This is a genomic window from Neptunomonas sp. XY-337 (assembly GCF_004959845.1).
In the GTDB taxonomy this organism is placed as follows: Bacteria; Pseudomonadota; Gammaproteobacteria; order Pseudomonadales; family Balneatricaceae; genus Neptunomonas; species Neptunomonas marina.
This window is the reverse complement of record NZ_SPLL01000001.1, coordinates 308,958-329,056: the sequence shown is the minus strand read 5'-3', so window position 1 is coordinate 329,056 and position 20,099 is coordinate 308,958. Positions and strand designations below refer to the sequence as shown.

Genomic DNA, 20,099 nt, shown 5'->3' with positions numbered 1-20,099 from the left:
CTTGGCTATTGTTCAAAAGAGGGGCTTTCACAGTGAAAGTGACCCGGCTAAGCTAAAGCGCTGATACAACACTTCGGTACGCAGAGAGAATCTAAGGAGCGCGTGTTGACACTAAGAAATATCATTATTTTGATTGCGCTTGCCTGCGGCTTTATGTGGTACAACAAAGAAGGGCCTGCTACTTATGGCCCCGGTATCGTTGCGCCAAGCTCGCCAGTGCAAAGAGACTTTGCTGACCCCCCTTCGTTCACGTTTGATCGATACTCGATTACTGAGTTGGCGAGTTTTGATATCGAGGCGCGCGTGTTGGGGCGTGAAGACTACAGCCGCGACAGAGGCGCAGAACTTTCGCCCATGGATTTGGCGCTTGGCTGGGGCAGGATGTCTGATGAGAGCGTACTGGCTGATATTAACATTCGCCAATCAGGTCGCTTCTATTTTTGGCGGGTTGATGCGTTTCCTATCCCTCGCCAAGAGATTGAGACCCATAGCGCCAATATGCACCTCATTCCAGCTAATGCTCATGTAGCGCGTGATATGGATGAGATCCGAGAGGGGGATGTTGTTCATTTATCTGGCAGCTTAGTGCAGGCAACCTCAAAAGACGGTTGGGTATGGCGCAGTTCCATGACGCGTAATGATACCGGAGCAGGCGCTTGTGAGGTGATCTGGGTGGAGCAGGTGAGTATTACACGGCGTTAGCGCAAAGGAGATGCAGATGACCAGTTTGGCACATTATTTAACGGCGATGAAAACCCCTGTCCATAATGGCTCTGTGACGGTGGTTGCCCGCGAACAATACGATAAAAGCTATCAAGATCAAGGGGTTCATGTGGTGCGTGTTGAGTCTTTGGTTCGTTTTAGTGACGGTGCGCTGATTCGCTGTACTGAGGAGCTAGATCAGGTAGAAAATGAGGCGCTTTGTGCGGAGTGCTGGTTAACTTATCAAGTGATAGAGCATCCTGAAACGCCCATTGAGCCTGCGGCAAAGCACTTTACAAACCGTTGCCAACAAGCGTTTTGGCTTAAAATGCAGGCAGCCCACCTTTAAGGTGATAAGTATAACCGCAGGTTTAAAAAAAGCGGGAGTAACTCCCGCTAAATAAGAAGCTATTTTTGGTGATCAGGTATTAGGCAGCAATGGCCTCGCTGATCACATTGCCATGATTCTCTTGCTCAACTAGGGCATGATGCAGCGCTTTAATCGCTCGCTCGTAATCGCTCTGTGCAACAATGCACTGCATCTCGACTTGGCGAATGGTTTGGTGCAAAGCGAGCACGTTAATACCGGCGCTTGAAAGCGCAGAAATAGTGCGTGAAAGGATCCCTTCAATCTTCAAATCTGAGCCGATGGCTGACACCATGGCTACTTTCTGAACCTCAACCTCTGCATACTGGTACGTCTCTTCTATCAGGCGCACAAGGCGATTAACCATTTTCCGGTTTCCTGTAAGGTAAAAGGTGATGCTGTTAGCGTCGGCTTCTTTGTTGACCATGTGCAATTTCAGCTCTTTGATAAGGCGGCTGATGGCAATGTCATGTTCGGGGGAGCCAAGCATCTCTTGATCAAACACCTGAATGGCAAACACATCATTTCTTCCGGCGATGATCTCGACGCATGGGTTGCAGTAGTCGTTATCGATGATTGTACCCAAATGATCCGGCTCAAAGGTGTTCATCACACGAATCTTGATGCCTGACTTACGTATGCCTTGGGCAGCTTTCGGGTGGATGGCTTCCATCCCTAAGTTTGATAGCTGGTCTGCAACATCAAAGTTGGTTGTACCAATCGGGATGGCGTTGTTCGGCCCTACGATGCGAGGGTCGGCACTGCTAAGGTGAAACTCTTTATGAATAATCGCTTCGCGCGCGCCGGTAATAGAGGCGATCTTAGAAAACGTCATTTCGCTGTAGCCGCGATCAAATGTTTTCATCAGCTTCTCTTGGCAGTTTGCGTAGCCGGTCGCGATCACTATCTCTTTGCTGCAATCGATACCACTGAATGTCTGGGTGATCAGTTGATCAATGGGTAGTTCGGTTGCTTGCTTCCATCCAGTTAAGTCCACAAAGCGTGCGTTGACGCCGTGGGTTTGCAGTAGCAGGGTGGAGTTGTAAGCACTGTGCGCTTCGCCGATGGACGCGAGCATTTCGCGCACATTGGCCAAGTGTTGTTGCAGTTGGAAGTGTCCGTATGAACATAGTGCGTGCAGGTTGGTCATGCAGTTTTTGACTTCGCTGACACGGGTGCGGATGAAGCTATTCGCTTGGGCGAGCGTGGCACCAGAAAACATCTCTGTATTGATGTCTACCAGTTGCTCTTCAACCTCTGAGAGCATCTCTTGCCATGCGTAGGGCTCTTCAGCCTCGGCGAAGCAGCTATATACACCGGCTTCCCCGGTCTTCTTGTGTTCAAGGAGTCGGTCGGTAACGCCGCCATAAGCGGAGACGACAAATATTCGGTTAAACAGGGTGTTGTTGCTCTCTTTTAACCAGATGTTCTGCAAAACATCTTGGTAGCGGCTCATTGACGTGCCGCCAATTTTCTCTACGGTATGAGGCATAATAATTCGTGATGTACCTATTCGTTGGCTTGTGACTGGCAGGGTTGAAGGTGTTCTCAGAGAACCGAATGATGCTAAATATGCTCACCAGGTTCCCTGATAGTTTGAACCCCTAAGCTTTTAAGAGGCTTCCTCGAGTGGGTAAACGCCGTTTTCGTCGTGTACCTCTTTACCGTTTAGGGGTGGATTAAATACACAAGCTAACTTTAATTCGGAGTGGGCGCGCAGTAGGTGCTCGTCATGCTTATCCAGGATATAGATAGAACCAGGCTTGATGGGGTGGATTTTGCCATCGGCTAGCGTCTCCACTTCTCCTTCACCGCTGATGCAATACACCGACTCAAGATGGTTTTGGTACCAAATATGCGACTCTTTTCCTGCATAGATAGTGGTTATATGGAATGAAAATCCCATGTTGTCATCTTTGAGTAGCAGGCGTGTGCTCTCCCAGTTTCCATCAGGTGAAACAACACGGCGCTCGGATTGCTCTGCATCTTTAAGTGTTCGTAAAATCATTGCTCAGTCCCTCTCTTAAGACGCTTCTTGTAGGTAGACAGTATCGAAATAGCAGTTGTCCTCTGGGATCTCATCCTCTTTTGCGCACACCTCTTTAATGGCGCTCTCAACAATATCGATCCCTTTTTCTAGATTTTCTTGCTTGATGGTAAGCGGGCAGAGGAACTTAACCACTTGGCCGTCTGCGCCACTGGTTTCGATAATGAGCCCGTTCTTAAAACACTTTTGGCTAATCTGGGCGGCCAGTTCGCCACTTACACAGTTAATGCCTTGGAACATACCGCGGCCACGGGTGGTAAAGTTGCCCTCACCATATTGCTCCACGATCGCCTCAAGGCGTTTGGAGATGTATTCACCTTTGGCTTGAATCTCTTGGGCAAACTGGTTATCCGACCAAAACGTGTCGATGGCAGCCTTCGCGGTGATAAAAGCAAGGTTATTGCCACGGAAGGTACCGTTGTGTTCACCCGGCTTCCATTGATCGAGATCTGGGCGGATCATCACAACAGCAAAAGGTAAACCATAACCGCTGAGCGATTTCGACATTGTGATCATATCCGGCTTGATGTCTGCTCCCTCAAAGCTGAAGAACGAGCCCGTTCGACCGCACCCGGCTTGGATGTCATCAACAATGAGCAGTACGTCATGTTTGCGGCAGACCTTTTCGAGATTCTTTAGCCATTCGAAGCTTGCAGTATTGATACCGCCTTCGCCTTGGACTGTTTCGACTAACACGGCAGCAGGCAGATCGATACCGCTGCTCGTGTCGCACAGAACCTTGTCGAGATATTCTGTCGTATCGACTTCGTCACCGAGGTAACCATCAAATGGCAAACGGCTGACACCGCCAAGTGATGTACCTGCTGCGCCGCGATGATGCGAGTTACCCGTGGTGGCGAGCGAGCCTAAGCTGACGCCGTGGAAACCGTTGGTGAATGAAACAATATTCTCACGTCCGGTCACGTTACGTGCCAGCTTGAGGGCAGCTTCCACCGCATTAGTACCGGTGGGGCCAGTAAACTGCACCACATAATTCAGGTCACGCGGTTTCAGGATCTTGTCGTTTAACGCATGTAGAAACTCCTCCTTGGCTTTGGTATGCATGTCTAAGCCATGGGAGATGCCATCTGATTCGATATAGTGCAACAGGGCGGGCTTGAACGCGTCGTTGTTGTGCCCGTAGTTAAGGGTGCCGGCGCCTGCTAAGAAATCCAGGTACTCGTTACCTGCAGCATCGTAAAGAAATTCGTTTTTTGCGCGGTTGAATACGCACGGAAATGAACGTGCATAAGATTGTACTTCTGATTCGATCTGCTCAAAGATTTCCATGATCTTTCCTAAATAATCTATTGCTTTAATGCGGAAGTGTTTGTGACTGCATCGGGCTATCTGAGGTGGGCGCCCGGCTGGCTGTGCGCCTTGATTGGACGCAGCTGCTTGGCAGGCCCGGCACTGTAAAGCACCTCATCTTCATGCTCGGAATCAAGGTGGCGACCGCTTTCGAAAAGCACACGTGTTTCAACAGGCATGTGGTGATTCTTGAAAAAGGTCTCGAAGAGCTTTTGAGATGCGTGGTTGCTGGGCGAAATCGTCGTCTCCATGTGAGTCACGCTGGAGTTGCGGTTAAACAGCTCACTCAGCATTGTGCTGGCGATACCGAGGCCGCGGTACTTTTCGTCTAAAGCAACCTGCCAAATAAACAGGGTGTTGGGAGCGTGAGGCTTGATGTAACCAGAAATAAAGCCTGCTACCTCTCCGTTATCGCTTTCTGCCACGATGCACGTTTCGGCGAAATCGGTGCATTGTAAAAGGTTGCAGTACAGCGAGTTTTGATCGAGCGGCGGACAGCGGCGGATCAGGTTATGAATATCAGGACCATCGAGCGACGATGGTTTGCGATAGTGAATGTTGTGCATAGTGTCTCAAATGTTTTGTTTATCGAATATTTAGCATTCGTATGTATTCTAAAACATGAATGCTTCGTTCTTTCAACCCGAATATCGGCTTTTTATTAGGGTTTTTCGTTATTTATGGTTAGGTTTTATTATTTATAAGCTTAATTTGTTTTGTATTTCTAAGTAGATATTGTTTGTGTTTCTAAGTAATAGCGTCGTGTGAGGAGATTAGGTAGAATCCTCGCAAGAACGATGAAAAGAGCATGTTTACGATGGAAAAGAGTCAGGAAGCGCTGGTATTGCTGCGGCAAATTTTTCGCTCTGCCGATATGCAAGAGAAAGAGATCAGCCGCAGTACCGGATTAACATTGCCGCAGTTGATGACGATGCAGGCGCTGCGCCACAATGCGCCCATTACAACCGGAGAGCTCGCCAAAGAGGTTTCGATAACTCAGGCGACCGTTACCAGTATTTTGGATCGGTTAGAGAAGAAAGGCTTAGTAACGCGTGAAAGGGGTCTTGAGGACAAGCGCAAAGTTTGGATCAACCTCAGCACCGAGGGGTGGGAGCTGATGAAGGGAGCACCTACAACGCAGCAGGATATGTTTACCCGTCGCTTTGATGATCTGCAAAGCTGGGAGCAATCAATGGTCATCGCCGCGCTAGAGCGTGTTGCATTCATGCTAGATGCTCAGCACCTTGATGCTGCCCCTATGCTCGATGTGGGCCAGATCGATAGAGCTGAAGTCGGCAATAAGTAATCCTAATTAGCAGTATTCTCTGCACCCGCGCAGTACGCGAATATCGGTGAACTATTTTGCTCTGTCGGCCGTATTAGCGGTAAACGGACAGAAGGATACCGAGTTGGCTACTGCGCTCTACATTCCCACGCACGACTTGCGGATTCATGACAACCCTTGTTTAACCCGAGTGGCTCAGTTCGATACAGCATGTATCGGACTGATCTATGACCCCCGCTGGTTCAAGCCAACTCGCTATCAAACGAAAAGCATTGGGCTGAAACGCTGGACCTTTACGATACAAGCGATGGAAGGCTTCTACACCGCATGTGAGGGCCTCGGCAATAAGCCTGTGCTTCGGATGGGGGAGTTCGTCGCAGTAGTCAATCGGTTGGTGCAAGAGAGCGGCGCGCAAACGCTGATTATGTCTCGCCCAGTCGGCTGGTATGAGTGCGAACAACTAATTGCGATCCAAGCGGCAAACCCAGCCCTACAGATGGAGATGTTTGATACATATACGCTTTTCTCGGAAGGAGCTCACGCGTGGCTTGCAGAGAAGTTGCCTCGCCAGTACACGCCGTTCCGCCGTTTAGCGGAGCAGGCTGGTACCGCTGCACCTATCGCTGCGGTTGAGTCTTTACCGCCCTGCGCATTGCAGAGTGAAGATGAGTGGAGCTTTGCTGCACAGGATCTTTTCAGCCTAGATTTTATCGGCACCGAACAAGCGGGCCTTGAGCATCTCAAACAATATTTGCACTGCGGTGCGGCTAGCCGTTACAAAGAGACGCGCAATGCGCTTTCTGGTTGGAGTAACTCGTCTAAGCTCTCGTTATGGTTAGCGTCGGGAAGCTTGTCGGTGCGCTATGTGTGGCAGTCCATTGCTGAATATGAGCGCACCCACGGGGCAAATGAATCGACACAGTGGTTGTACGTTGAGCTGCTATGGCGGGAGTATTTCCAATGGTTGGCAAGAAAGCTGGGTACCCAGCTGTATCGTTTCCAAGGCATCGCTAAGCGCCAACCGTTAACCAGTTTTTATGCTCACAGGTTTCGCGCTTGGTGCAGTGGAACAACGGGCGAGCCGCTGGTGGATGCGATTATGCATGAGCTCGCGCAAACAGGTTATATCTCCAATCGTTCGCGGCAGATCGCTGCAAGTTATTGCGTTAACGAGTTGCAACTCGACTGGCGCTATGGCGCAGCATGGTTTGAACAAGAGTTGGTTGATTACGATGTGGCCAGTAACTGGGGCAACTGGCAGTACATTGCTGGGGTGGGTGTCGATCCGCGTGGCGGACGCCGATTTGATATCGAAAAGCAGGTGGCACAGTTTGATCCAGAGGGTGACTACATTAAGCGTTGGCTCGGCAGCGAGCTAACGAAGAGCGTAGCACTCGATGTGGTCGATGCTGCTGACTGGCCGCTAGCACGGTAACCTGTCATGGAGCCAATCAGCGTGGTGTGGTTCAAGCGTGATCTGCGCTTGACCGACCATGAGCCTTTGGTTGCGGCCATCGCGGCGCAGCGCCCTACTTTACTGCTTTATATCTTTGAGCCAATACTGTTGGATGATCCGCATTACGAGCATCGCCATTGGCGATTTGTGTGGCAATCTTTAGAAGATCTGAACAAGCAGCTATCGAATTTCGGTACTCAAATAGCCGTTATTTGTGGCGAAGCTTGCAAAGTCTTTACCGCCATTTATGAGCAAGTTCAGATTGAGGCGATATACAGCTATCAAGAGATTGGTCTTGCGAACACATTTGAGCGTGATCGCTTGGTGGCGAAGTGGTGTAAAAAACACAGCGTAACATGGTGCGAAACGCCCTATGGTGCGGTGGTGCGCGGAGCGAGTACCCGACAGGATTGGGATAAGCACTGGAAGGTCGTGATGCGCAAACCCTGTGCTGATCCTGACCTAAACCAGCTCAATGCTATCGAATTGCACAACTTGCCCGTGTTTACCCCGCCACCGGAATGGCTGGCCTGTGTGCCCGAATTTCAACTTGGTGGCCCTACCCAAGCGCGTATGACGCTCGAAAGTTTCTATGCTGAGAGGGGGCGAAACTACCAAAAAGGTATTTCAAAACCACAGCTTAGCCGCGAAACTTGCTCCCGTTTGTCGCCCTATTTGGCGTGGGGAAATCTTAGCTTGCGTGAGTGCTATCAGCGCTTACTTGCCCACTGGAACGAGCGAGGTTGGCGCCGCGCGCTGGCTGCGCTCTCGTCGCGATTGCATTGGCATTGCCACTTTATTCAGAAATTTGAAAGTGAGTGTTCAATGGAGTTTGAGCCAGTGAATCGTGCCTATCAACAGCTCCACTATCGGAGTGGCGATAAAGCGGCACGCTACCACGCGTGTTGGGAGCAAGGTTTGACGGGTTATCCGCTGGTTGATGCGTGCATGCGTTGTTTAAACGCAACGGGCTATATCAACTTTCGGATGCGCGCCATGCTGGTGAGTTTCTATTGCCACCATTTGATGCTCGATTGGCGTGGTGCTGCGCGCTACCTTGCACGCCAGTTTCTGGATTTCGAGCCGGGTATCCACTACCCGCAGATTCAGATGCAGGCGGGCGTCACCGGTACTAATACCCTGCGGATCTACAACCCGGTTAAACAATCCCAAGAACATGATAGCGATGGCGAATTTATCCGCCGTTGGGTTCCTGAACTTGCTGTGCTTCCCGGTGAGCTTGTACACACCCCATGGACGCTAACCCCTATGGAGCAAGCCATGTGGGGTATTACGCTGCCCGATGATTATCCCGCTCCCATTATTGATATTGAAAAAACAGGGCCCTATATGCGCGATGTGTTGTGGCAGTTTAAGAAGCGCCCCGATGTGCAGGCTGAAGCAAGGCGTATTCTTCAGCGCCATGTGCGGCCCAGCGGCAGCCGAAACAAGGAGAACAGACGTGGCTCATAAGAAAGTGAACTTACCCTCGAAAGTCTGCGTGCGCTGCGGGCGGCCATTTAGCTGGCGTAAAAAATGGCAGCGTGTTTGGGGGGAGGTAAAATATTGTTCTGAGCGCTGTCGGCGCGAAAAACGCACCTGTATGGCTGAGGACAGTTGGGTATGAGTAAAAGAACACTGCGCTTAATTCTGGGCGACCAGCTTAACGCGAGCCACTCTTGGTATCAGGAGCAGGACGACAAGGTTAGCTACCTCATCGCTGAGCTTCCCCAAGAGGTGGGCTACGTGAAGCATCATGTCCAGAAAATTTGTGCATTCTTCGCTGCTATGCGTGAGTTCGCGGCTGCGCTGCAAGCGGCAGGTCATGATGTTATCTATTTGACGCTAGATGAAACCCAGCGCCACGCAAGTCTGGCGGAGTTAATCGCTGATCTTTGCAGTCAGCACAAGGTGGCAACCTTTCAGTATCAATTGCCAGATGAGCGCCGGTTGCGTGATCAGCTCAGTCGTTTATCGCTTGAAGGTGTGGCTATTTCAGCCGCTGAAACAGAGCATTTTTTGCTCCCTGAAGCTGAGTTTCCGCGCTTTATAAAAGCGGGGCAGCACAACCGCATGGATAGCTTCTATCGTAAAATGCGCAAGCGTTTGGATATCCTGATGGAGGAGGGCAAGCCCAAGGGTGAGCAATGGAGCTTCGATGCTGATAACCGCGAATCCTTGCGCAAGGACGATATTGCTAATGTGCCGGAGCCCTTGTGCTTTGCTAATGACGTCGCCGATATTCTGGCGCGCCTAGAGCGTCACGGGGTGGGTACGTTTGGTAAAGCGCAGGCGCAGCTGTTGTGGCCCATCAACAGGCGGCAAGCCAAGACGCTGTTGGCGCACTTTTGCACCGTCTGCCTACCTAACTTTGGCCGCTTTCAAGATGCGATGACTGATCAATCGCCCTTGGGGTGGAGCTTATATCATTCACGGCTGAGTTTTGCGCTCAACAGCAAGATGTTGCATCCGCGGCAGGTATTAGCTGCGGCATTAGCAGCATACGAGGCTGATGATGCGATTGATATTGCCCAGATCGAGGGGTTTGTGCGCCAAATTATCGGCTGGCGTGAGTATGTAAGGGCTGTGTACTGGGTCAACAGCGAACAGTACGATACGCAGAACTTCCTCTTGGCTGAGCGGCCTTTGCCTGATTGGTTTTGGGATGGCAATACCAAGATGCGTTGCTTATCTCAGGCGATAACCCAATCACTTGATTACGCCTATGCGCATCACATTCAGCGGCTTATGGTGGTGGGTAATTTTGCGCTCATCGCAGGTCTTTCGCCGGATGAGGTTGAAGCCTGGTATCTCGGTATCTATATCGATGCGATTGAGTGGGTCGAGCAGCCCAACACGCGCAGTATGGCGTTGTTTGCGGATGGCGGTTGGGTGGCGACTAAACCTTATGCTGCCAGCGGTAATTATATCAATAAGATGAGTGACCACTGTCAATCTTGCCATTACAACGTCAAAGAGCGCAGTGCGCCCAATGCATGCCCGTTCATGAGTTTGTATTGGCATTTCTTGGCGCAGAACAAAGCAACGCTAAGTGCAAACCCGCGTATGGCATTTCCTTATCGTACGTGGGATAAGATGGCAGATACGGCTAAAACCGAGACGCTGGCACGCGCGCAGGCTTATCTTCATTCCCTTAACGAACTTTAGAGGCATCTATGTTGGCATCCTCCCGCTTAATACTCAGAACAGCAACAGCCGAGGACGCGCCATTTATTTACCAGCTCTATAACGAGCCGAGTTTTAAAGAGCATATCGCTGATAAAAATATTCGCTCCCTCGATGCAGCTAAGCAATACCTATGCGATGGCCCGTTTGCAAAGGTTGCGGGTCTTGGTCTTTTTGTCGTAGAGACTAAAGCGGATTCGAGAGCGATAGGGGTGTGTGGCCTCATTCAAAGAGATGAGCTGCCAAGGCCTGATTTAGGCTATGCGCTTCTGCCTGATGCTTGGGGGTGTGGGTATGCCTTTGAGGCGGCAAAGTGCGTCATTGATAGCGCTAACGAAAGCGAAATTTTGGCAATCTGTCGGCCTTCCAATACTAAATCGGCTGCTGTGTTGATACGGTTGGGCTTTAAGGTGCTGCGACCGATTACTGTAGCGAATGTCACAAATGATCTTTATTCACTAGGAACTGATTGAATTTACAGAAAAAACTATCGATATCGTTATGGTTCGACTAACGTTAAATAATGTCGGCGCTTTGATGCCGATAAGGTGTTATTTAGCAACAAGAGATGCATAAAGCATTGATGCCTATCAGCTTTACGAGATTAGGCTATAGTGAAGTCAGTGCTAAATGGTTAAGATCTTATTTTTTTTCTTTGGGTAGATGAACATGGAAGGTCAGTTATCGGTATCCCGCGTGCCCATTATCGCTATTGGGGCCTCTGCTGGTGGCCTAGAAGCGGTTTCTGAGCTGCTCTCATACATCGCACCCGACACCAGTTATGCGATTGTTGTGTTGCAGCATCTGTCTCCTGATCATCGCAGTATGATGCCAGAGCTGCTAGATCGAGCCACTGATCTTGATGTACTGCCTCTGAAAAGTCAGACCCGCCCAGAAGCGGGTTGTGTTTATGTTGTTCCAGCTGGCAAAAATGCGCATGTAGAACATGACTACATGGTGCTATCAGACGCGCCGCCTGAGATAGCCCCTAAACCTTCCATTAATGCCTTCTTTTCTTCATTGGCACAGTTTTACGGTCAAGATGCCATTGGCGTTATCTTATCAGGTACAGGAACTGACGGCACCGACGGGCTGCAAGCGATACAAACGCGCGGCGGTATTACCATTACGCAAACACTAGAGTCGGCCAAGTATGATGGAATGCCGCGGTCGGCACTTGATGCAGGCGTATCTGACTACAGCCTGTCGCCCAAAGAGATCGCACACAAGCTAACGGCCTTGTCGTCAGAGCAGGATCAAGATCCTGATCTGCCTGTTTCGATTTTAGAAGAGATCGTTTTACTTTTGCAGGATAAGGGCCAAGTTGACTTCTCCGGATACAAGCTAGGTACGCTATCGCGTCGCGTATGCCGGCGGATGTCGTCGACCAACTGCGAAGAGATGGACGCCTATTTGGCGCTTTTGAAAAGTTCCACCCAAGAGGTTGAACTCTTGGCCAAGGACATTCTCATTTCCGTCACTGCATTTTTTCGCGATCAAGAGGCCTTTTTATCACTCAGGAAACTGATCAGTGATCAAATTGCAGCGCTCACTGCTGATGATGAGTACCGTGTTTGGGTTGCGGGCTGTGCGACAGGTGAAGAAGCCTACAGTATCGCGATTTTGATACTTGAGGAGTTGCGCCATCACGAAAAAACCTGTCAGGTGCAGGTTTTTGCAACGGACATTGATGATCATGCGCTACTCACCGCGCGGCAGGGCGTATACAGCGAAACTGGCCTTAAATCTGTATCGCAAGAGTTTATTGGGCGCTACTTTGTGCGTCGTTCTGATGGCCAGTACGAGGCCAGCAAAGCGCTACGAGATGTTATTGTTTTTGCGCGGCATAACTTAATCTCTGATCCGCCATTCCTGAGATTAAATCTGGCAACATGCCGCAACGTATTGATATACCTAGACAATAAAACCCAATCCCGTGTGCTGCAGCGGTTTAATTTCGCTCTGAACGATGAAGGTGTGCTGTTTCTTGGACGCTCAGAGAGTATCGCTCAAGCCGAGTCCCTCTTTAGTTACGTTGACCGACGCGAACGTATTTTTCAAAAAATGGGCGCGGGTCGGCCGGCGCTTAACGCGTCGCTGAAATCTCGGTTTGGCAATGTCAATGTACAGCGCCGGGAGTCCCCACAGCTGCTGGTCAATGCGGTTACCGATGCGCTGGCAGCAACGGCAGCCCTCTGCACTGTTGAGGGTAAAGTACTACAGACATCCGGTAAGGTTGAGCTCTTCTTCAAGTTCCCTGTCGGATCATCTGATACAGTTTTGATCGATGTGATTACGCCGGTTTTCAAAAGCGAAGTCATGTCGATGTTTCATCTCCTCAAGAAGGGCGGTGAGCCACAAAAGAGTCGGCCAATGATCCTTGCTGACAAAACTTGGCAAGTACTGCTGAGTTATACCAAAGTGAGCGGTGAGAATCGGGTTCTATTGCTTATTATGCCGCAAGAGCAGGTCACTGTAGCTAAGTCGGACGCATATGTATCGCAGTATTACACCGACGAGCTTCAGGTCACTCAAGAGCAGTTGCAATCGTTGATTGAGGAACTTGCCACCGCCAATGAAGAGATGCAGTCGCTGAACGAAGAAGCACAAGCCTCAAATGAAGAGCTGCAAGCCACTAATGAAGAGTTGGAAGCGGCAAACGAAGAGCTACAAGCTACCAACGAGGAGTTGGTGAGCGTCAACGAAGAGCTCAGTACGAAAACTCAGCAGTTATCTACGCTCAATTCTGAGTATATCCATCTTTATGACTCCCTCGACTTCCCAGTCTTGGTGTTTGATGAATCGCTACACCTCATCCGCTTTAACTCATCGGCAACCTTTGCGTTTAATCTGCGCCCGAATGCGCTCAATACGAGCTTGGAGCGTATCCACTTCCCTACCTACTTAAGCGATGTGGCGGGTTTGCTGGCGCTGGCACTAAACCAGTGTGAGAAACAGGAGCAGTTGGTTGAGAATAACGAGCGCTTTTACCAGATCGTCGTCAATCCGGGTTTAGACGATCAAGGTAGCACTAAGTTTGTCGTGCTGAATCTTATCGATGTTACGGATATTCATACCACGCGTAACGAGTTGGATGAGACCGAAGCGCGCTTGCAAACGGTGATGGATAACACAACCGTATTGATCGCGATGAAAGATCTGCGCGGGCGCTATGTCTATGTTAATGACGCCTTTGTTGCTGGCTATGGTCTTGCCGATAGCGATTACCATATGAAAAGTGACTTTGATCTTTTCCCTGATGAGTTCGCAGCGCAGCTTTGGGCCTCAGATTTGCGTGCAATTCGCACATTAGGCCGGGTGGAGTCGGAGCTTAGCTTGTTGGTGGGTGAGGAGATGCGTCATTACAGCACCCGACACATTATGCTGCGTGACCATGCGGGACAGCCAAGTATTATCATCGTTGAATCAGAGGATGTGACGGCACGCAAAAAAGCCGAAGAGAAGCTCAAAATCGCGGCTAAGGTCTATCAGCAAGCGGGCGAAGCGATCGTTGTAACGGATAAGAATGCCCATATCTTATCCGTCAACGAAGCGTTCACCGATATTACCGGTTATACCGAAGAGGAGGCCAGCGGCAAGAAGATCGGCGGTCTGCTCAACTCTGGCCGTCATAGTAAGGACTTTTTCTTAACACTCTGGCAGGCGATTAATGAAAAGGGCCACTGGCAGGGAGAGATCTGGAATAAGCGTAAAAATGGCGATATTTATCCAGAGTGGCTGACGATTAACCGCATTCTTAATGAAGTTGATGATACCGATTACTTTATTGCTGTTTTCTCCGATATCTCCAACTTAAAAGATTCACAGCGCAAAGTTGAGTTTTTGGCAACACACGATGCACTCACAGGGTTGCCGAACCGAAACCTCTTCTCTGATCGGTTGGAAAACGCGATAGCACGTAGTAAGCGTGCTGACAGTATTTTGGCCGTGCTTTATCTGGATCTGGATAATTTCAAGAGTATCAATGACACGCTAGGTCATGACACCGGCGATGAGTTATTGGTGGAAGTCTCCAAGCTGCTGCTCTCTACGGTGCGTGATGTGGATACCGTTTCGCGCCTTGGTGGTGACGAGTTTACTGTGATTTTAGGCGACTGTGAGCCAGCGGATGCACAAGATGTTGCCGAACGCATTATCGCTGCACTTGATAACCCAATACAGCTAGGGAACCGGCGGGTGTTTACGTCCACGAGTATCGGTATCTCGCTGTTTCCAAGTGATGCAACGGACTCTAATGGATTACTCAAATCCGCTGACACCGCAATGTACAAAGCGAAAGAGACAGGGCGTAACCGTTACTGCTTCTTCCACTCAGAGATGCGTGATGTGCTGCTGCGCCAATCCACGCTAGAAAGCTCTTTAAAAGAGGCGATCCGTTATCGCCAGTTTCGTCTGGTATACCAACCTAAGTTTTCAGCACTCGATGAGGGCAAGATCGTCGGCGCCGAAGCATTGCTCCGCTGGCATGATCCTAGCGTGGGTGATATTTCACCCGCTGAATTTGTGCCTATTGCAGAGCGGGGCTCTGCCATCATTGAACTTAGCAATGTCGCCTTGGAGATGCTGGCTGAACAGATAGCGCGTTGGCTAAATACCGGCGTACACGTGCCCAAAGTTTCATTCAACGTCTCTGCTCAGTGTTTGAAGATGGAGGGGTATGCGAATGAGCTGACCAGTATGATCGATCAGTATATGGTGCCCTATGAGCTATTTAAGCTCGAGCTAACGGAGAGCTCGTTGATGGATAGCTCCAGCACAACGTTCGATAATTTAAATCGTCTAACAGAGTGCGGATTCGAAATTTCGATTGATGATTTCGGTACCGGTTACTCTTCGCTCAGTTATTTGAAACAGCTGCCGCTAAGTGAGATTAAGATAGATAAAAGCTTTGTCGACGGACTAGGTAGTGATGAAGATGATGAAGCGATCTGCCAAGCTATTTTGTCGATTGCGCAAGCCTTAGGGCTTAGTGTGGTTGCTGAAGGTGTTGAAAATGCAGTACAGCAGGCATGGCTCAAGGAGAAGGGCTGTGATTACTTACAGGGCTACTTATTAGCGAAACCGCTGGAAAATCATGACTTTGAAAAGCTCCTCGTGTTACGAAATTAACAAACTAAGGAGTCACGGATGACTGACCGTTTTATCGAATCATGTGAACAAGAGCAGTTGCACTTAAGCGGTCACATACAGACGTTTGGTGCACTGCTGATGGTTGATGACGACAATTATGTACGCCATGTCAGCGACAACTTTGCCGCTTTAGCGATTACTGCTCAGGTACCTAAGGTTGGCGAGCAAATATGTGTCCCCATTGACGCATTGCTGCGTAACTACCGTAGTGCTCGTCAATCCCATGTTTTTGGCTTTTCTGGCATCAACGATGAGTTTTCGGTTTGGGTCACACCGCAACCGACGGGCGTACTGCTTGAGTTTGTAAAAGCGGCTAGCCACAAGGTGACGACTGCGGCACCCGAGTTTCCGGTGATTCGTGATGAGGATGAGCGCTTTTTTTATCGGCGCCAATTACTGGAGTGGATAGCACAGGTGAGTGGGCATCAACGTGTGATGTACTACCAGTTTCTTGATGGTGGTGACGGGCGGGTCGTTGACGAGTATGTCAGCTCTGATGCTGAAGGCTCATATTTGGATTTGCACTTTCCGGCCAGCGATATTCCTAAAGTGGCCAGACGCATCTACGAACAAACACCATGGCGCCAGATTGCTGATGCAACGTCAGACGCCGTGCCGATTAATGGCGATGGTCAGCTTGACCTTACTCTGAGCTGTTTGCGGAGTGTTTCACCATATCATCTTCAGTATATGAGCAATATGGGTGTTGAGTCGTCGGTATCATTTTCGATCTTGAACCAAAATAGTTTAACGGCTCTGCTGTCTTGTCACTCGATGACGCCACGCGCGTTACCGTTGGAACTGCTGAATCACATATCAGATGTGGTAGGCATGTTCTCATTGCGTGAGCGCGGGTGGGAGTCGCAAGAGCGGTTTGCCTTTCTTGATACGTTGAATCTGAGCTCTGCTTCTCTGAAGAGCTTACTGGGCCAGCCATCTTCGAACGAGGGTCTGTGGGCAGAGATTATTAGCATCCTGATACAGCAATTTGATGCAGACGGCGTACTTATCTGTATCGATGATATGGTTTACAGCAATGGTATTGTGTTTGACAGCGACGTGTTGCACCTAGTCGATGGGTGGTTTGTTGAACAAGAGGAGAGTGTTTTTGTAACGGACTCGTTCAACCGCCTATCAGATGAGCCTTTACTATCGGAAGTGGCTGGGTTTTGCGCCTTCAAGTTGACTATCGGCCAGGTGCGTCAATTGCGCGTTTATTTCTGTCGTCAGGAGTTTATTCACGATGTGAGTTGGGGCGGCAACCCAAATAAGCCAAGGGAGTCGACATCAGCAGAGAGTCCTACATCGCCCCGATCTTCTTTCGCGCGCTGGGTAGAAAAGCGTGTGGGTCACTGCCGCCCTTGGTCTTCACTGGTAGCATTGCGGTTACATCATTATCGGAGACTATTCGAGGCGAGCCACTTTTTAAGGAGCCTGTCGTGACCTGCGACCTTGATGTGCGCCAGACGCTGCGCAAAATGGTAGCGCCACGTCATCGTGAGCTGGATTCTCAGCGCTGTTTTCATATTCTTCGGGGGCAAGGCGACATAACACGTGATCGTTATGCATCGGCGTTACTGGCGCTGTATAGCCCTCATGTAGCCTTGGAAACTGAGATCCTTAAAAGCATACAGGCCTATGATGTTGACTACGACTTTGCCCCCCGCGCAGATGCGTTACTATCTGACCTAACCGCATTGGGCTATGCGCCAGAGTGTACTCAAACTGCTGCAGTGTCGGATAGTTTGCCTGCACTGTTGGGTGTCTTGTATGTGTTAGAGGGGGGAAAGCGGGGAAGTGTTCATATCGAGCGTCAACTGCTTGCGCAAGCCCCGCAGTTACCGACCTCGTTCTTTTCAGCAGGCCATCAACTGGATTCACTCGACCCTTTTTGGGGCCTTCTAGAGCGCCATGCAACGGATGGTGACTTTAGTCACCACGTCTGTTTGGCAGCCTGCCAAACATTCGATCTTTTTATTGATTCGGCGAAACACTATAGCCGCATCTAATACTGTTATCGCCGTTCACTTGATTGGATTCTTAGCTCGTCAAGACGAGCGTATAGGTGCAAACACGTGGATGGCTATTTGCGTTAAGGAGCAAATGCGTGTCAGAACTTGAAATTCGTACGGCAACGAAAGCTGATGCAGCCACGATTTATGGTTTTATTCGGGACTTAGCCATTTACGAGAAGGCGGAGCACGAGGTTATTGCGAGCGTGGCAGATATCGAAGCGTCGCTATTTAGCGATGAGAGCTCGACTCATGCGTTAATCTGTGAGCAGGATGGTGTTGCGATTGGGTTTGCCGTCTATTTTTTTAATTACTCGACATGGCTAGGTAAACATGGAATCTACCTTGAAGATCTCTATGTTTCACCTAGTTCTCGTGGCGTCGGTGCAGGCCAAGCGTTGTTAAAACACCTAGCACGCATCGCTGTGAGCAAAGGTTGCGGGCGCTTCGAGTGGAGCGTTTTAGATTGGAATGAACCTGCCATCAAATTCTATGAGCACTTAGGAGCGGTCGCTCAAAATGAGTGGATAGGTTATCGCCTCGAAGGGGAGGCGCTGCAACAGCTCGCCCAATAACGCAGATTTATGCTGATTCAATCCATGTAATCACTTATGAGTTGCAGGGATAGATCACGTTAGGTTAAGAAAAAGTACTTTGAAAACCTAGCATGTGCGCTCTTAAATCAGCCCTATGGTGAGCTTTCATAGGGCGAACAAAAGGTCATCGAAAGTATCGCTGAGAGCCGTGCGGTTTCTGAAAACGTAAATCAAACGTTCTCCGAGAGCTTAACCTTTGGGCAAGTACTTGCCGATAAGATCGCAGCTTTCGGAGGATCGTGGTCATTTATCGCTCTGTTCTTTAGTTTCATTATTGGGTGGATGGTCGTTAATACCGTTTGGCTGATTGGTGACACGGCGTTCGATCCTTACCCCTTTATACTGCTAAACCTCGGTTTATCGAGCCTTGCTGCGTTTCAAGCGCCGATCATTATGATGTCGCAGAACCGCCAAACAGCGAAGGATCGTTTGGAGCAAAAGGCGACTTACGAAATCAACTTAAAGCTAGAGCTTGAGTTGATGCGCCTGCATGAAAAAGTTGATGTTTTGCTAAAAGAGATCAGCAACGGTTAAAGAAAGCTTAGGTATGCTCTAAACATTTTATTGTCGATGCATAGGCTAGACCGTGTTTAGAGCTTATATTTGGAGTTTATCACTGCTGACTGCGATGGCCGCAGGCGCGTGGTATTTTTATAAGCCGATTAGGCTATTGGCGCCATCGTTTAACGATGTCGTTTGTTTCAACCACTACATTTGTGCCGAAAATCCGGCGTCGATCAAAGTTGCGGCGCGGCTTTATGCAAAGGCCGCCGATATACTGCAAGAGAGCATTGCCAAGTTCGATACGCCACCCAAAGTGATTTTTTGTGAGACCTCCGCCTGTGTAAAGCGCTTTGGCTTCAACGACGATGATAACGCCCGAACGGTGGGTTCGATCGCAATTCTAGTGGGCCCCAAAGGGTGGCAGGCTAAAGAGTTGGTTCATATGATGGTTCACTACAGCGTGAACTCTCGGCTGGGTGAGTGGCACGATAGCGCGGTACCGCTTTGGTTTACTGAGGGCTTGGCATATCGGCTAACGCAGACCGGTGGCGGTGACGTTAGTATGGCGGCCTCGAAAAACTACCAAATTCAGTTCGAGCGTTGGTATAAAACTGTAGAACCTAGCAGGTTCTGGGAGTCAGCGCGCGCGCTTTAAATATACGAAGATAGCAGGGCGTTGGAAGCTCCGGGTAAAGAGCCGCTATCGCGTTGGTGGTAAAAAGTCTTGTGGCCGATCGGACATGACGCCATCAATACCCCATTGCCATAAACTAGTAACGGCGGCAGGGTTGTTAGCGGTCCAACAATACAATTGATAACCTGCGTCTTTAACGGCCTGCACTTGGCGGTAATTCAGGCTTTGCCAGTCGCAGTGGATACTGAAAGCGCCGATCTCTTTTGCCAGAATCTGCCAGTCGCTTGGCAAGGTATCAAATATCAGCCCTCGTGATAACTGTGGTGCATATTGCTTGCACTCAGCCAGTGTTTCGAAATCGAAGCTCGATAGAATTAATTGCTCAGATGGAAAGGCTGCTTTTTGTAGCTCATCAATAGCAGTAACCGCCATGTCGCGAGCTGAAAAGCCGTGGCGCTTCATCTCTAAGTTCAAGCCAGTACCTTGTTGTTTCAGTAACAAGGCAACCTCTGCAAGTGTGGGTGGTGACTCAGGTGGCAGCTCTGGAAAGCGCGCAGCGGCGTTAATCTGTTTTAAGTCATCTCGGCCAAAATCGTGCAGGGCCCCAGATATATTGCAGCAACGATCAAAGCTATCATCGTGATGGACGATAGGCGTATGATCGCCCAGCAACGTGACGTCGAGTTCAACCCACGTTACGCCTAGCTCGTGTAACTTACGAAAGCCTGAAAGGGTATTTTCAGGCGCTAAACTGGGTACGCCGCGGTGGCCCATTATGCTCGCTGGAGTGATCACAGCCCTTTGCTCCTGACCTGTTACTAGAGATAAACCCCGTTGTGCTTGAATGC

19 protein-coding genes are annotated in these 20,099 nt (G+C 49.8%); 14 read left to right on the top strand and 5 right to left on the bottom strand.

Translation table 11 applies throughout. From position 1 onward, the window contains the following. The first annotated feature begins 105 nt into the window (after positions 1-105). Both E4L36_RS01790 and E4L36_RS01785 read left to right on the top strand, forming a co-directional pair. Positions 106-702: a hypothetical protein gene (locus tag E4L36_RS01790; protein ID WP_240770656.1), complete on the top strand. Its 597-nt coding sequence runs from the start codon at positions 106-108 to the stop codon at positions 700-702. A 16-nt stretch (positions 703-718) separates the two neighbouring features. Continuing rightward, entirely contained in the window at positions 719-1,051 is a 333-nt protein-coding gene (locus E4L36_RS01785) for a hypothetical protein (protein ID WP_136678760.1), read from the top strand. Positions 1,052-1,130: 79 nt separating this feature from the next. Here E4L36_RS01785 and E4L36_RS01780 read toward each other — a convergent pair whose 3' ends face one another. From E4L36_RS01780 to ectA, 4 genes are all read right to left on the bottom strand, one after another. Continuing rightward, complete coding sequence (locus E4L36_RS01780; RefSeq protein WP_136678757.1) at positions 1,131-2,561, bottom strand: aspartate kinase; 1,431 nt, start codon at positions 2,559-2,561, stop codon at positions 1,131-1,133. Positions 2,562-2,681: 120 nt separating this feature from the next. After that, positions 2,682-3,077 (bottom strand): ectoine synthase, encoded by a 396-nt coding sequence (locus E4L36_RS01775; protein ID WP_127693015.1) that lies wholly within the window; start codon positions 3,075-3,077, stop codon positions 2,682-2,684. 15 nt (positions 3,078-3,092) lie between these two features. Next, positions 3,093-4,406: a diaminobutyrate--2-oxoglutarate transaminase gene (ectB, locus tag E4L36_RS01770; protein ID WP_136678756.1), complete on the bottom strand. Its 1,314-nt coding sequence runs from the start codon at positions 4,404-4,406 to the stop codon at positions 3,093-3,095. 56 nt (positions 4,407-4,462) lie between these two features. Next, positions 4,463-4,993 (bottom strand): diaminobutyrate acetyltransferase, encoded by a 531-nt coding sequence (gene ectA, locus E4L36_RS01765; protein WP_136678754.1) that lies wholly within the window; start codon positions 4,991-4,993, stop codon positions 4,463-4,465. A gap of 251 nt (positions 4,994-5,244) precedes the next feature. Here ectA and E4L36_RS01760 point away from each other — a divergent pair, with 251 nt between their 5' ends. The 12 genes from E4L36_RS01760 to E4L36_RS01705 all read left to right on the top strand — a co-directional run bounded on the left by E4L36_RS01760 (position 5,245) and on the right by E4L36_RS01705 (position 19,272). Continuing rightward, positions 5,245-5,733 carry a MarR family transcriptional regulator gene (locus tag E4L36_RS01760; protein WP_136678752.1) on the top strand — a complete coding sequence of 163 codons (489 nt, stop codon included), beginning with the start codon at positions 5,245-5,247 and terminating at the stop codon, positions 5,731-5,733. A 46-nt stretch (positions 5,734-5,779) separates the two neighbouring features. After that, positions 5,780-7,147: a DASH family cryptochrome gene (locus E4L36_RS01755; RefSeq protein ID WP_169051442.1), complete on the top strand. Its 1,368-nt coding sequence runs from the start codon at positions 5,780-5,782 to the stop codon at positions 7,145-7,147. A gap of 6 nt (positions 7,148-7,153) precedes the next feature. Further along, entirely contained in the window at positions 7,154-8,641 is a 1,488-nt protein-coding gene (locus tag E4L36_RS01750) for a deoxyribodipyrimidine photo-lyase (RefSeq protein ID WP_136678748.1), read from the top strand. After that, positions 8,526-8,795: a DUF2256 domain-containing protein gene (locus tag E4L36_RS01745; RefSeq protein ID WP_346763621.1), complete on the top strand. Its 270-nt coding sequence runs from the start codon at positions 8,526-8,528 to the stop codon at positions 8,793-8,795. The genes E4L36_RS01750 and E4L36_RS01745 overlap by 116 nt, the downstream gene beginning before the upstream one ends. After that, positions 8,792-10,336 carry a cryptochrome/photolyase family protein gene (locus E4L36_RS01740; RefSeq protein ID WP_136678746.1) on the top strand — a complete coding sequence of 515 codons (1,545 nt, stop codon included), beginning with the start codon at positions 8,792-8,794 and terminating at the stop codon, positions 10,334-10,336. Before E4L36_RS01745 ends, E4L36_RS01740 begins: the two co-directional genes overlap by 4 nt. A gap of 8 nt (positions 10,337-10,344) precedes the next feature. Further along, the gene (locus E4L36_RS01735; protein WP_136678744.1) at positions 10,345-10,827 is read left to right on the top strand and encodes a GNAT family N-acetyltransferase; all 483 of its coding nucleotides are present in this window, start codon (positions 10,345-10,347) and stop codon (positions 10,825-10,827) included. A 196-nt stretch (positions 10,828-11,023) separates the two neighbouring features. Next, positions 11,024-15,484: an EAL domain-containing protein gene (locus tag E4L36_RS01730; RefSeq protein ID WP_169051441.1), complete on the top strand. Its 4,461-nt coding sequence runs from the start codon at positions 11,024-11,026 to the stop codon at positions 15,482-15,484. A gap of 18 nt (positions 15,485-15,502) precedes the next feature. Further along, positions 15,503-16,948 (top strand): GAF domain-containing protein, encoded by a 1,446-nt coding sequence (locus E4L36_RS01725; protein ID WP_136678740.1) that lies wholly within the window; start codon positions 15,503-15,505, stop codon positions 16,946-16,948. Further along, positions 16,945-17,514 carry a biliverdin-producing heme oxygenase gene (locus E4L36_RS01720; protein WP_136678738.1) on the top strand — a complete coding sequence of 190 codons (570 nt, stop codon included), beginning with the start codon at positions 16,945-16,947 and terminating at the stop codon, positions 17,512-17,514. The genes E4L36_RS01725 and E4L36_RS01720 overlap by 4 nt, the downstream gene beginning before the upstream one ends. Positions 17,515-17,612: 98 nt before the next feature. Continuing rightward, positions 17,613-18,092: a GNAT family N-acetyltransferase gene (locus tag E4L36_RS01715; RefSeq protein WP_136678735.1), complete on the top strand. Its 480-nt coding sequence runs from the start codon at positions 17,613-17,615 to the stop codon at positions 18,090-18,092. Between the two features lie 147 nt (positions 18,093-18,239). After that, on the top strand, positions 18,240-18,647 hold the full coding sequence (locus E4L36_RS17950; RefSeq protein ID WP_136678733.1) for a DUF1003 domain-containing protein: 408 nt from the start codon (positions 18,240-18,242) through the stop codon (positions 18,645-18,647). Positions 18,648-18,699: 52 nt separating this feature from the next. Continuing rightward, the gene (locus E4L36_RS01705; RefSeq protein WP_136678731.1) at positions 18,700-19,272 is read left to right on the top strand and encodes a hypothetical protein; all 573 of its coding nucleotides are present in this window, start codon (positions 18,700-18,702) and stop codon (positions 19,270-19,272) included. A gap of 45 nt (positions 19,273-19,317) precedes the next feature. Here the strand turns inward: E4L36_RS01705 and E4L36_RS01700 are convergent, their stop codons facing one another. Next, on the bottom strand, positions 19,318-20,046 hold the full coding sequence (locus E4L36_RS01700) for a glycerophosphodiester phosphodiesterase family protein (RefSeq protein ID WP_136678729.1): 729 nt from the start codon (positions 20,044-20,046) through the stop codon (positions 19,318-19,320). Between the last annotated feature and the right edge of the window lie 53 nt (positions 20,047-20,099).